This is a genomic window from Stenotrophomonas muris (genome assembly GCF_052751275.1).
This window is the reverse complement of sequence record NZ_CP199879.1, coordinates 1,853,456-1,865,973: the sequence shown is the minus strand read 5'-3', so window position 1 is coordinate 1,865,973 and position 12,518 is coordinate 1,853,456. Positions and strand designations below refer to the sequence as shown.

Annotated in this window: 11 protein-coding genes and 1 pseudogene; 3 read left to right on the top strand and 9 right to left on the bottom strand. The window is 60.1% G+C overall.

Going from position 1 to position 12,518, the window contains the following annotated elements:
- Nucleotides 1–349: 349 nt before the first annotated feature.
- From ACUVWL_RS08565 to ACUVWL_RS08545, 5 genes and pseudogenes are all read right to left on the bottom strand, one after another.
- Nucleotides 350–524: pseudogene (locus ACUVWL_RS08565) on the bottom strand (transposase); the annotation flags it as partial.
- A 211-nt stretch (nt 525–735) separates the two neighbouring features.
- Nucleotides 736–2,166 (bottom strand): DNA cytosine methyltransferase, encoded by a 1,431-nt coding sequence (locus ACUVWL_RS08560; protein WP_445979082.1) that lies wholly within the window; start codon nt 2,164–2,166, stop codon nt 736–738.
- A complete protein-coding gene (locus ACUVWL_RS08555; RefSeq protein WP_445979081.1) occupies nt 2,163–4,262 on the bottom strand; it encodes an ATP-binding protein in 2,100 nt (699 codons plus the stop codon). The genes ACUVWL_RS08560 and ACUVWL_RS08555 overlap by 4 nt, the downstream gene beginning before the upstream one ends.
- Before the next feature lie 355 nt (nt 4,263–4,617).
- Entirely contained in the window at nt 4,618–4,974 is a 357-nt protein-coding gene (locus ACUVWL_RS08550; protein WP_445979080.1) for a hypothetical protein, read from the bottom strand.
- Between the two features lie 553 nt (nt 4,975–5,527).
- Nucleotides 5,528–6,445, bottom strand: coding sequence for a LysR family transcriptional regulator (locus ACUVWL_RS08545; RefSeq protein WP_445979079.1), 918 nt, complete (start codon nt 6,443–6,445; stop codon nt 5,528–5,530).
- A 95-nt stretch (nt 6,446–6,540) separates the two neighbouring features.
- Between ACUVWL_RS08545 and ACUVWL_RS08540 the strand changes: the two genes are divergently transcribed.
- Together ACUVWL_RS08540 and ACUVWL_RS08535 are read left to right on the top strand one after the other, a co-directional pair.
- Nucleotides 6,541–7,380 carry a type 1 glutamine amidotransferase domain-containing protein gene (locus ACUVWL_RS08540; protein ID WP_445979078.1) on the top strand — a complete coding sequence of 280 codons (840 nt, stop codon included), beginning with the start codon at nt 6,541–6,543 and terminating at the stop codon, nt 7,378–7,380.
- 98 nt (nt 7,381–7,478) lie between these two features.
- Complete coding sequence (locus ACUVWL_RS08535) at nt 7,479–8,210, top strand: hypothetical protein (RefSeq protein ID WP_053494842.1); 732 nt, start codon at nt 7,479–7,481, stop codon at nt 8,208–8,210.
- 67 nt (nt 8,211–8,277) lie between these two features.
- On the opposite strand, the gene ACUVWL_RS08530 is transcribed toward ACUVWL_RS08535, so the two are convergent.
- A complete protein-coding gene (locus ACUVWL_RS08530) occupies nt 8,278–10,161 on the bottom strand; it encodes a DNA/RNA helicase domain-containing protein (RefSeq protein ID WP_445979077.1) in 1,884 nt (627 codons plus the stop codon).
- Nucleotides 10,158–10,532 (bottom strand): nucleotide pyrophosphohydrolase, encoded by a 375-nt coding sequence (locus ACUVWL_RS08525; protein ID WP_401747866.1) that lies wholly within the window; start codon nt 10,530–10,532, stop codon nt 10,158–10,160. Before ACUVWL_RS08525 ends, ACUVWL_RS08530 begins: the two co-directional genes overlap by 4 nt.
- A gap of 306 nt (nt 10,533–10,838) precedes the next feature.
- On the opposite strand from ACUVWL_RS08525, the gene ACUVWL_RS08520 reads away from it, so the two are divergent.
- Nucleotides 10,839–11,318, top strand: coding sequence for a hypothetical protein (locus ACUVWL_RS08520; RefSeq protein ID WP_445979076.1), 480 nt, complete (start codon nt 10,839–10,841; stop codon nt 11,316–11,318).
- Nucleotides 11,319–11,384: 66 nt separating this feature from the next.
- On the opposite strand, the gene ACUVWL_RS08515 is transcribed toward ACUVWL_RS08520, so the two are convergent.
- On the bottom strand, nt 11,385–11,561 hold the full coding sequence (locus tag ACUVWL_RS08515; RefSeq protein WP_445979075.1) for a hypothetical protein: 177 nt from the start codon (nt 11,559–11,561) through the stop codon (nt 11,385–11,387).
- A gap of 279 nt (nt 11,562–11,840) precedes the next feature.
- Nucleotides 11,841–12,452, bottom strand: a complete 612-nt coding sequence (locus tag ACUVWL_RS08510) for a hypothetical protein (RefSeq protein ID WP_445979074.1) — start codon at nt 12,450–12,452, stop codon at nt 11,841–11,843.
- Nucleotides 12,453–12,518: the final 66 nt, after the last annotated feature.

Sequence of the window (12,518 nt, the reverse complement as noted above, 5' to 3'; positions counted from 1 at the left end):
GGAGAGTGTGCTTGGGATCTTCCGCGAGTTCAGGCTGCGGCGCGCGCGAGGGGGGTAGACCTCAGCGATGAGAGTTCGAATACTAAGGCGGACTATAGGAAGATGCGCCAGCGCAACGTGTCAGTTGTAATGGATGGGCATGCTAGATTGGTCTCATGCACGCTGCATACTAAATTGAGTGGGCAATGCGGTCGGATTCACTACTCAGTAGAGAAGGTTGGCGCAGATGAACGCCAACTGGTGGTCGGAATCATGCATGCACATCTCCCGATCTAGATGCTATCTGGAATGTTTGGCTGCACGGGCTAACGGCAGCCTAAAACTGGCTCTTCACCCAACTCCGGGGAAGGTAGGCGACGCGCTTGATGACCTTGATCTTGTTGTTGAACCCTTCGACCAGATTCGTTCCGAGGGGCCATCGGCAATGAGTCAAAATGCCTGGTGGATAGGTCTGTAGGACGACGGGCAAATGTTCGTAGGGGCTCCAGGTAGCTACGCAATGCGCGCTGCCGCCAGTTATTCCACGCTTTTGCTGCCCAAGCATAGCTACGGTAGCGATGGCCCTCGGGGATCGCGTATTCGCCCATTGAATGAATACGGACCCCGGAGAGATTCACCGGCCCGAGCGTCTGCTGCATGTGGCTTAATTGGAGAATTCAAGCGATCTAGGAATGCGACATGCGAAACGAACTCCGTCTCGAAGCGTGTATAAGAGTCTTTTGAGTTTTACTCGTATCAGGTCCGCGCGTCCGCCGAGTGATCCCTCTGCATCTTTGAGGACTTGGCGCGCCTCAACGGCTTCGCATAATCGAAGTACTCCCGCGGGTCTTTACGGCCATCCTTCTTGGAAGCCGCCGTAAGCTTCGCCCACCCCTTTACAATCCGCTCGTCGCTGGATGTCAGTGGCGCACGGGCCCACTCGCGTTTCAAGATGCCCTTGAGCACTTCACCGTGCAATTTCGTAAACGCGGGCGGGACGGCCTCGCCGATCATCTCGCGCACATTGGTGTGGCCGAGCTTCTTGAGCGCGTCGCCCCACTTGAAATCAATCGGGAACGTTTGGAGTAGCGAGCACTCCAGTGGGCTAAGTAAACGATTCTGCGTGGGATGAATCGTGTAGTCGCTGCCGATGTGACCACTAGCAGTCGTCACTGTGGCTGCAGGCCGGTCAGCGTGCATCCGGCGATAGCTGCTCTTGAATCCCTTGACCAATCGATAGCCGCCACCGTCTTCTCGCACGATCGGTCGGGGTAACGGTTCAGCACATTTCGGGCAAGTTACTGATTCGGGAAGCACCTTTACTGGTCCGCAACGACGACAAGCGTCATTGTCCCATGCGCTGCGGCCTGATCCGCTGGGAATGGCCGCAACCATGGAGTAGATTCGTTCATCCCAAACCGGTACCGAATGGAAACCTGCGTACTCCTCAGCGTGAGCGGTCTCGGGCGTGGCTGCGTCCAAGTATGGCAACGCGAAGGACGCGAGCGCTTCTATCAGCGACACTGGCTTGGCGCTGCCCACATCTGGTGCATGCGTTGCGCGCGGGAACGGCGTCCGACCCATGTGGAGCAATTGCCTGAGTCCAGGTAGGTCCTTGCGCACGAAAGTGAGGAATGCTCTGTTGCGCGACTGGGGAACGCCGAAGTCGCAGAGGTCAGCGATTAATGGGAATGCCACGTAGTCTTCGGCAAGTGAAGTGATGAGGTAGTTCGCGGCTGAGACCGGCTTCTTGTCCTTGGGGTGATGCACTTTCCGCGTGAAGAATGCGGGAACATTCTCAACCACGATGAGGGAGGGCATCAGTTTCAGTGCAACGCGGGCAATTACAGTCACCAAGAGATTTCGCTCGTCCCTGGAGCCTGCCTCTGCATCATCATGACTGCCTTTCCCGGAGCGCGCGGAGCTCATGCCTTGGCATGGTGGGCAAGCACACAGAAGGGCGGGGCGAGCTTGCCCTGCGCGAGAGCGGTACTTTTTGATCACGGTCTGCCATGTATTGCGCAGATCACCAGGCACACCCTCTGCTCCCGGATGATTGAGTAGACAGACTTCCAAACGTCGAGGGTCCAACTCGGCCATCACATCAAAGCGAAAGCCAGCCTCGCGGTAGCCGACATCTCCGGCGCCGCAGTTGGAAAAAAGACTTACGGCGCGCAGCCTGCTCATGCCATCTTTCCTTCTCGGCTCTCGGCACCCAGATCATGCACATCAAGGAATTGCTCGTGAACTTTTTTTGCACGGGTCAGGAAGTCGCGCCATGACATGCGCTTCAGTTGGCCAGAATCTACGAATCTGCTGAACGCATGCTTGTTGGAACTCTTCTTCAGCTTCTCGCCATCTGCGACGAGGTCGATGCGCCAAGCTCTGTAAAACTCAACCACGGTCTCTTGATTCTCTTTGAAAAATAAGTCAAAAGCATCGACATAATTGATCAGGCGATCAAAGTCTGTGTCGTCGAAGGCATGTCCAGCTTTCTTGATTTCCACGATGTGCAGGAGCCCATCGATGCTGACCAGAGTGAAATCGGGCCGCTTGGCCTCTTTGTCGATGGCCAGCACGACATCAGTGCCGTGCGTCATCTTCCAGAATTTCTCGAATGCATGCTTGAAGTTCTTCAAGCTTTGGTTTTTGGTGATGACGGTCCAAGACGGTTCGATAAGCCATGGCGCTTGCGCAATCAGGGCCTGAAACTGGTTCTCGTCCATCGATACGTCAATGATTTGCTGAAGGTCTTTGATTACCCTCACGCGTTGCGCCGCGATCTGAGCGTAAGAAGCCAGTTCTGCGATTTGTGCCTTGCTGAAGATATCGAGCATTTGGTCGATCGAGGCTTCACCCTTGGTCACTTGATTGGTGAATTCGTGGAACGCTTCCATCAACGCTTGGTGTGGGGCCACCGATAGGATGATTTGCGAGAGATCTTCGACGTAGACGTCATCGCTCAACTCATCTTCTGCCGCAAAGCCACCAAATTTCTTGGCCAAGTCGATTGCAACTCTGGCAACCTGCTTGTCGCCAAACCTCTGCCGTGCGCGTTGCTCGATGCCAGACTTCCGCAGGAATTCATCGCGAACCCGCACGCGACGCGGCTCGCGTGAAATGCGAGCGATTTCCTTGATGAGCTCCGCTCCCCAGCGCCGGAGTAACTCACCGTAGTCGGAAGACCAGAGGATATCTTGACGGTCTGTCCTCACGAGGTCGTCGCCGTTATCAAGGTCCAGCCACTCTGCCTCAACATGACCCACCAAATAGGAGCGCATCGCGAATTCGCCAGTGAAGCCGGCTGGCTGGTTAAAGTCTCGCGTGACGCCTGCGATCTTGCCGCGGGCATAGATGCGGACGCCCATCATCTCTTCGTTCTTGTAGGCTTCCTTTGCCATCCCGAGCCACCCGGAAACAGGCAGCGCCGTGTCATCGTCGGTCATGACAGGTCGACTGGCCAAATCAATCCTTGATCCGGGTAACAACGGAATGTCAAGCGGGTTGACCTTGATAGGAGCGGCACCAGGCGTGGCCACATCGACAATCATGATCTTGAAATCTGGCTTCGCGAATGTGAACCGTACCGCTAGTTGTCGCAAGAATGTTTCTTGGTCTGGAACGCGCTTGGCCAAGAAGGATGTCAACCTAATACGAGTCCCGGACTTCTTACTCCAGAGACGGTCCTCACTGCCGACAACAAGTGGTACAGCCTCGTCATCATCGGTGACGATCTTGTCGAAATCCATGAAGAAGTTCGTGATGGCATAGCCGTCCTCGGTTTTTGGACCGCCGGCCGACCATACCTCGATGCGACGACAGATGCCGAAAGGTGCAAGCTTCCCGATGCCTTTACGGCCCATGACTGGCCGCTTCTTCTCGCGTGACCTGCTGCCATCTTGGTCCTTGCGGGTGCGGCGATCAGCGCCAACGCGCAAATAGAAGCCGATTGCCTCCTCTGGCGTCATGCCGTGACCGTCGTCTTCGACTTCGATCTCGAACCCAAGGTCGTTCAACTTGCCCCCAGCCTGAGACGCCAACTGGCGGTTCAGGGGAAGGCGAACGGTGACCGTTTCGGCATCCGCGTCATAGCCGTTGGCGATCAGTTCAGCGACCACGGCGCTGGCTTTGTCGTATAGCTTGACGCCGAGCTTATCGACTGTCAGTCGAGAGATGCGCAGCTCATATGGTGCATGTCCGGGCGAGATTGGTTCTGCGGCAGGGGTTTGCTGACCTGACTCGCTGCCGACGGCCGCAGCTGCCTGGCGAGAAGGTTTGGCCATACGCAATCTCCGGTTTGGGGCGGCTTGGTCCGTGCCGCATATCCTAATGCTGCTGCCTATGTGCCTGCACAGGCCGGGCGATATTGTCGCATCATCCTCGCATGGACGCGATGATGTCCAGCGGGGCAACGACGGCTATCGGCAGACTCCGATAGGCCGGGCCAGTTCATTGGCTAGGAGGCATCACCTCGACGCACGACATCGACGCACAGCTAACCGAAGCGCTAGCATTCTGCGGCGCTCGATGCTCTCAAAGGCTCGGTAGCAGGCGCCGGTACGGTCACGATCCTGACCACTGTAATCGGGCTCGGAGTCTATCGTAGCAGTCCTGTGAGCTTATTGACGGTACCGACAGTCACTCCGGCCTAATCTCCCGACAAGCCCACTCAGCCAACCCCCGGCAAGCCAGAAATAGCCCATCCACAACCCCCTCATCCAGATGCCGCTCCGGCTCCGCAGCGACCCGGCAGCGGTCCGCCGCATGCAGCAGCTCCAGCGCCGTCAGCAGCCCCACCAATGCCCGCTCGGTCCGCGCCAGGCTCACACGTCGGCCGGGTGACACGTCGGTTTCCGGCCAGGGGTGCCCATCTGCACCCTCGCAGCCGCGCATGCGCTTGAGGATGCCGAGGAGGTAGTTCAGGTCGGGCAGGGGAGTGCCGTCGTTGATGGGTTCAACAACGGTGTACGAAGAGAAGGTGTCGGATTCGTTCATGGCGTCGGCTTCCGTGGCTGTGCTTAACAGCGCCACCGCGAAGAGGTGGCGGACGATGCGTGGCTGCAAACCGGGATGAAATAGCACCATAGACCGGTGGGCCCGAGGGCCCCCACGCACCGCCCGCCAGAAAGGCCGACGGATTGCCCGCCGGCACCGGTTAAGGACGGTGCCGACGGGCAAGCGCAAACTACAGGTGCATCTCTCATCACGGGTTTGCAGACCCGCTGCCACCCTTTTTCGATGGCGCGCCATGGTGTTTACGCAGCCGCTCCGAATGCCAATAGAAATTCGCGAAGGAATCGTTGAATCCGAGAGCGAAGAACTATTGTTGCACGCACCATTCGTGCAGCACGCGACGCCAGCAGGCGCATTCGCGCAGATGCTCTGTCGATTGCGAATCACGGTGGCGCAATCGCCCATGCCGCCAGCGAATAGCGCGACAGCCTTCTTTGCAACAGTTCTTAGTTCGCCTCGCCAAGCAACGGCACGCGATCAGCCGCACATCCCGAAAAGCGGTTCAAACCCGACACCGCCAACGAACCTCGCACCCTCAACCAGCGCCATCCTCAGCCGCGTTCCCCACCAGCAACTCAATCATCGCCCGCGCCGCCGCCGACTGCCGCCGATGCGGCGCATAGATCACCGAGAACGGCCTCGACCGCCCCCGCAGCTGCGGCAGCACTTCCACCAGCTGCCCGCGCTGCAGTCGCTCGCGCACGATGAACTCATAGCTCTGGCAGATGCCAATACCCTGTTCGGCTAGCGACACCACGCCCAGCACATCGTCGGAGGTCTCGATGGACGAACGCGGCAGCCAGTCCACGTCGCGCCCGTCGTCGCGGAACGCCCACGGCGCCAACCGCCCCGTGCGCGGCATCACAAAGGGCAGGCACAGGTGCTGCTGCAGGTCGTCCAGCGTCTGCGGCGTACCCCGACGCTGCAGGTAGTCCGGCGAAGCCACGAGCAGCAGCGGCGCATCTTCCAGCTTTCGCCCCACGAGCCCGCTGTCCGGCAGCTGGCCCAGGCGGATGGCCAGGTCGAAGCCTTCGGCCACCAGGTCCACGTTGCGGTTGGTGATGTTCAGTTCCACCTGCACCTGCGGGTACTGCTGCGCAAAGCGCGCCAGCACGGGCGGCAGCCGGTAGTGGCCATAGGTGGTCGGCACGCTCAGGCGCACGCGGCCGGCCAGCGCACCGTCCTGGGCCAGTACGTCGCGCTCGGCGTCGTCCAGCAGGCCGAAGGCGGTGCGCACCTGTTCCAGATAGAGCCGCCCGGCGTCGGTCAGGCCCACGCGGCGGGTGGTCCGCTGCAGTAGCTGCCGGCCCAGCCGCGCTTCCAGGCGGGTGACCGCACGGCTCAGCACTGAAGGTGTGGTGGACAGCGCCACCGCGCCCGCCGTGAACGAGCCGTGCTCGACCACCGCCAGGAACACCTCCACATCGCCCAAGTAGTCGAACTTGCGGCTCATTTGGCTCTCCGGGGAACAGATGTTTTGCGACGGGGCCAATTTATCGCCGCTGGGGCGATGAATAAAGTGGCGCCATTCCCCGATAGGAGCTCTCCATGAACCTGATGACCCGGCTGGCCGCAGCGCTGGCCCTGACCCTGGCCGCCAGCGGCGTACATGCCGCCAACGTGCTGGTGGTGCTGTCCGACGAAAACCACCTGGACCTGAAGGACGGCAAGGTGCTGTCCACCGGCTTCTATCTCAACGAGCTGATGCAGCCGGTCAAGCTGCTGCTGGACGCGGGCCACGAGGTGACCTTCGCCACGCCGCACGGGCGGGCGCCAACGGTGGACGCGTCCTCGGTGACGCCGGCGTACTTCGGCAACGATGCCGCGCAGCTGACGCTGCACAAGGACCTGCTCGAGAAACTGGCGCTGACCTCGCCGACCGCCTCGCCGGTGGTCAGCCTGGCGCGTGTCGAGCAGCAGGGCTACGCGCGCTTCGATGCGGTCTACATTCCCGGTGGCCACGCGCCGATGCAGGACCTGCTGAAGAGCCCGGCGCTGGGCCGGCTGCTGGCCGACTTCCACCAGCGCAACAAGACCACCGCGCTGGTCTGCCACGGGCCGATCGCGCTGCTGTCCACGCTGCCGGATGCGGCGGGTTTCGTGGCGAAGCTGGAAGCGGGTACGACGCCGGCTACGCCGAAGTGGATCTACCGCGGCTACCAGATGACGGTGATCAGCAACCAGGAAGAGGAGCAGGCCAAGCCGCTGCTGGGCGGCGGTGAGATGAAGTTCTACCCGCAGACTGCATTGCAGCGGGCGGGTGCGAAGTTCAGCAGCAACACCACGCCGTGGACCGGGCATGTGGTGGTGGACCGCGAGCTGATTACCGGGCAGAACCCGGCGTCGGCACTGGAGGTGGGGCAGCGGTTGGTGGAGCGGTTGAAGTAAGGCGGTTTCTGCATCGCATGCGGTGCCGTGGCACCATGATGGGCTGGCCTCGCCCTTCCGGGCGGGGCCGTTTTCCCAGGGAAGCCCTCGAACACGACATGCGAACGTCTTTTTTCATTCTCTCCGCCCTGTGCCTTGGCTTGCTGTCCGGCTGTGCCAGTGGCCCGGAGGAGCACGCCTCAAGCCGCGAGATCACCAGTGCGTTCGTGGCCGACGACGGCCAGCTGTACCTGTTGCCGCACTATGACGAGCCGATGCGCTTCAATGCCGCGCCGTTCCGCGAGTACCGCGCGCTGATGGACAGCCCGCTGCGCGAGGCGGTGGCCTGCGCGCAGATGTACTTCCATGAAGACTGGCGCGACCCGGCGAACAAGGCCAAGGTGCACGGCAGCTATGCGCTGCTGCTGCGGCCGGAGCAGGTGACGGCGCAACAGGCCGCGCAGTTCAAGCTGGAGCGGATTGAGGTCGCCCCGCGTGAGGCCAAGGCCGTGGAGGAGCGGGCGCGCTACTACCTGCCGATGGACCGGACCCGTTACGCGCTGGCGTTTGATCGCGCCTGCAATCTTTCAAGGAAGGGCGGCAGCTATTACAGCGCGCTGTTCGAGGGCGACGGCGAACGGGTGCAGTTGTCGGATGCTGCGGTGCTGGCGGAGAAAGGGAAGCTTGCACAGCCGATCAATGCGCGGGCGCAGCGGATCCTGCCGGAGAGGGAGGACAAGCCGGGTGCGGGTTCGGCGGCGGGCAAGGTGCTGGGGGCCGCGTTGATCCCTGTGGCGGTGCCGGTGTTTGTGTTGAGCCTGCCGTTCCTGGGGCCGGATCATTGGAAGTGATGAGGCGTTGAGGCGAGAGCCAGCCGTGTGGCGTGGACCTACCGGGGATGGCCGTCAGGTGGAGCGCTTAGGCCTCCACCTCAACCGACTGTTCTGCGGCTGCCTGTCGCTGCAGCCGGGCCCTGAAGTAGGCGGCAACCTGCGGGTCGGTTGCGTAGACGTAGCAGCCCTTCATCCCTCGGGTCATCAAGGTGCGGTAGGTGTTCCTGATGATGGTGTCTGCAAGCTCGGCGGCATGGGCGGGATGGGACTTTGACAGCTTTACGAACCCCTTCATGGTCTTGTCGTGCCGGTCCCGCGCGCGAGGTACGGTCTTGAGCTCGCCGTCTTCCACGACCAGGTCCGGCCCGATGATCACCCCAATGTAGTCGACTTCCAGCCCTTGGCAGGTATGGATGCAGCCGACTTGGTCAATCGAGTCTGCGGAGACGATCCAGAGGCTTCCGTCCTTGTCCAGGTTCCATTGCCGCCGGTAATTGCCGATGACAATGTCCATCTCCTTGCTGTTCTTCTTGCTGTTCCAGGGCCAGCAGTAACCTGCCACTACGCGTGCGCGGTTGCCGGTGTTCTTTGATTCAATGGCAGCATGCAGCGCGGTCGGGTCGTCGAATATTTGGAAGTCGTAATTGATCCCGTCCAGTGTAGGGTTCGCGGTTGGGCGGATCTGCAGCACGTCATCCAGCCATGCCAGGTAGCCGTCCGAGCCCGCGCAGCGGAACTGCGATGACAGGGCGTACTCTTCCACGGTAGCGCCGCGGGCAATCGCAAATTCCCGGATGGCTTCCTTGGTGCCGATATCCTTGAGCGTGACTCGTTGATCCTCATCAATGAAGAACACGCTGCACAGGGCAGCGTTGATCAGCTCCATGATCTGGTTCTTGCCCTCGTTTCCGTAGAATCCGCCTTGCTCGGTAAGCCGGTGTGCTTCGTCGACAATCAGCGCGTCGAATTCGTTCTCAGGGGAATCAATGAACGCCCCGGAACCGCCAAAGAAATGGTGCAGGCGCGCACTGTCCTTCGATTTTCCAAGCGCATTGCTGTAGACCGCACGCGGTGCAGCATTCTTCGAGACGTACTTTACGTTCAGGCCATCGCGTAGCGTGGCCAGAAGATTCACAGCGACGACTGATTTGCCCGTACCTGGGCCGCCTTCAACGATGACGACACGGGGTTTCCTGTCTGCGTGGGCCTGAGCACACGCTGCCTTGGCTGCTTCGAATACATGCTTCTGCTCGTCCAGCAAGGTGAACGCGCTATTTCCCGACAGCAGCCGATACACTTCGTCGGCGAGTGCCTTGGAGGGTCGAATGCGCCCGCTGTCCAGTTCGGCCAACACAGGCAGGCCGTTACCCTTGCTGGTGTACTGGCTAATGAAAGTGCGCAGATCCTCGAGGTCAGATGAGCCTTTTAGAAAGAGCGGCGCACGCTGGATATAGGGCTGGTAGTGCGGCGAGTCGATTACGCTGTCCCGCACATAGTTGTGCAGATAGGCACAGGGGTGAAGCTGGAGCCTGCCTTCATAGACAGCTTCGTTGAAGCCTTCCAGGAAGGCAGCATAGGACCACGCCTGATAACTGGGGTGGACGCGCATGTCTCCCGGGCGCAGCTCGATCATGGCGTCGCGTGCGGAAGGCTTGATCGCCGACCATTGCTTGAGTTCTACGATGATGACGTGAGGCGACTCATCTGCGGCGTGACCGGTCAGGACAACATCGATGCGCTTTCGCGATTTCGGAAGAATGAACTCCACCGCCACGCCGATGTCCCCAGGAATGGAGGGGTGGTTCAGCGCGCGAGCGACGTATCCCAGTGAGGAACGCCAGGAATTGACCTCAGAATCGCTGACCTTGGTGCTCGTCGCTGCCTTGTAGCTGGCGAGGATGACTTCTTCGATCTCCTCATTGTTGCAGTGGCGAAGGAAGGCGTCCTTGTCCGCTTGATAGACGATCATGGCTGCGCCAGCTTGTTGTACTTGGTGCTGACGCCACGCGAGAGATCGACCGGGTACTTGGCGGCATTCATGACCAGCTTGCTGCTGACGGCTTCATTCAGATCGATGCCGAGCACGTCCGACAGCCGGATGAGGTACAGGGCTACATCGGCGATCTCATCGCGCACGGCCTTGGCGGTGGCTTCTGAGGACGCTGCCTTGAAGGAGTCGGCCTCGGTCATCCACTGGAATATTTCGTTCAACTCTCCGACTTCACCAGAGAGGGCCATGACAAGGTTCTTGGGGGAGTGGAACTGCGCCCAATCGCGGGCTTCGGCGAATTCCTTGAGCGCTTGGGCAGCGCCCTGAACCTCGACAAGAGGGTGTTCCATGGCATGGCCTTATACGACACGATATGGCCAATTCTACCCATCCCGGCGGGGCGTAGGCGACATTTCACGCTGTGGCATCGGGAGAAGCGACGGGGATCTGGAGCAGATCTGGTGAGTCAAGGGTTGCGTTGCAACAGCGTCAGTAGGGCCGACGACAGTAGATACAATGGCTTTCTGCACCCGATGAAGCCCATCATCGTTGAAAGTAGTGGGGCGATAAGGCGATAGCATCCACGCATGGTGTGGATCTATTAGCCCCGGCGAGCGGGTCGTCGCCCATGTTGAACGTTCATCCAGGAGATCTGTGTGCCCGGCGCACTGGAATCTGTTTTGAAGGCTGTTGCCCTCGTTGTCCTCGCGGCACTTCCGTTGGTGATCCTCTGGTTCATTCTTCGGCGAATGTCAGCGACCGCACGTTCTGCATTGGGATCAGGGCTGCTTTTGACTCCCCCTCGCCGGATTTCTGGTAAGTCCATGACCCTGGTGATGGTGGATGGAAAAGAGGATCGGGAGCACTACTTCTTTGATGCGGAGTCCTTCTACCTGCGGCGTGGCCCGGTGCCTATGGCGGTTCCGCTCTCGGAGATCACCTCAGTCACGCGAACGTCCGATGTCATCTACGGACGTTATGTCTGGCAGGTGTGCTTCAGTAAAGCATCGGGCCGAAAGTGCGTGACGTTCACCAACAACCTGACGCTGTTCAATCGCGATTTCCTGCTCTTCCTGGAGGCGGTGCGCAAGGCCAATCCGTTGGCGACCGTTGAGCGAGCGGGTCTGTTCTTCTGATTGTACAGCGACATCAGCGGCGCTGATTGGTGAACAGAGGGGGCGGGAGGGCGGGTTGTCGCCCACTCAACCCATGGCGGCTGCGCAGATCTGAATATCATGTTGAATGCGTTGATCTTCGAGATACTGCTCAAGTTGGTTGGCGATGGCGCGCACCTGCTGATAGATGGCTTGATCGGGATGGGCGGGCTGGGTGGCTGGATGTGATCGTCCACCAAGTGCAGTTTCGCCAAAGCTGAACAAGTTCAAATCCCTTCGCGCGTGCCTACGTGAAAGGCGACTAGCTCTCTGTCCCTGTGAGAATTCTTCATGGTCGGACCAAGGCGATATCGGTGTAGTCTCTTGGACAGCAATGGACTAGGCCCTCAGCGATCTGGCTTAGACGGCGCTGAACCAAGACATCTCCGCACCGCTCTCCCGGGATTTGGAGGCTCGGCGTCACCAGCGAGAAGAAGGCACGTACTGAGTCTTCTGGATCACGGGATCGCCTTGGCGGATCAACTGACCAGTCCAGCCCGGATATCACTTCGATGACCTGCGCTGCCTGCTCGTTGCCAGGGGCTTAAGGCCGATCTCCTGATCGCTGACCATGATTGCGGCGAGAGGCCCTCTGAGCGACCCGAGACGCACAGAACTTGATTGGTCGACGGTAAGCGAACCCAGCCTCGACGATGGCTTAGTGTTTCGATCGTAGGCGATGGCAATCAGGCCGTGGGCATTGAACACCAGTGCACTGGCTCCGATGGCCGCGCAACCGGTTGGCGCCTTCTCGGCGCCTGCGTCTACCATGACAAACTGAAAGCCGTTGACCGTCTCGTCCGCACTGACATGCCAGCCCACTGCGTTCGCTGCGTTGGCTTGAGGCGAGAGCGTGCCCAATGCGGGGCGAGGGCACTGCGTATCTGCTTGAGTTGGCTGCTTTGGCGACGGCAGTTGAACGGTGGGCACCAAGCGCAGGGTGCCCACCCGAACCGTCGAGAGAGCGGGTGTTACCCCATTCAACGTCGGCGGTGCCGATGCTGCTACTGCACTTTCTTTTCGGATCGCATAATTTGGCATGGACTTTGCATCACTTGCGGTGCGCGCGAGCAAAGAGGTCACCAAAATCAGGATCACGGCGGCAGAAACGGCCAAAGGGGCCCAATCCGCGAATCCTCGCGGCGCCCAGACTGGTAATGAAGCGGTGGAGGGGTGCGTGAC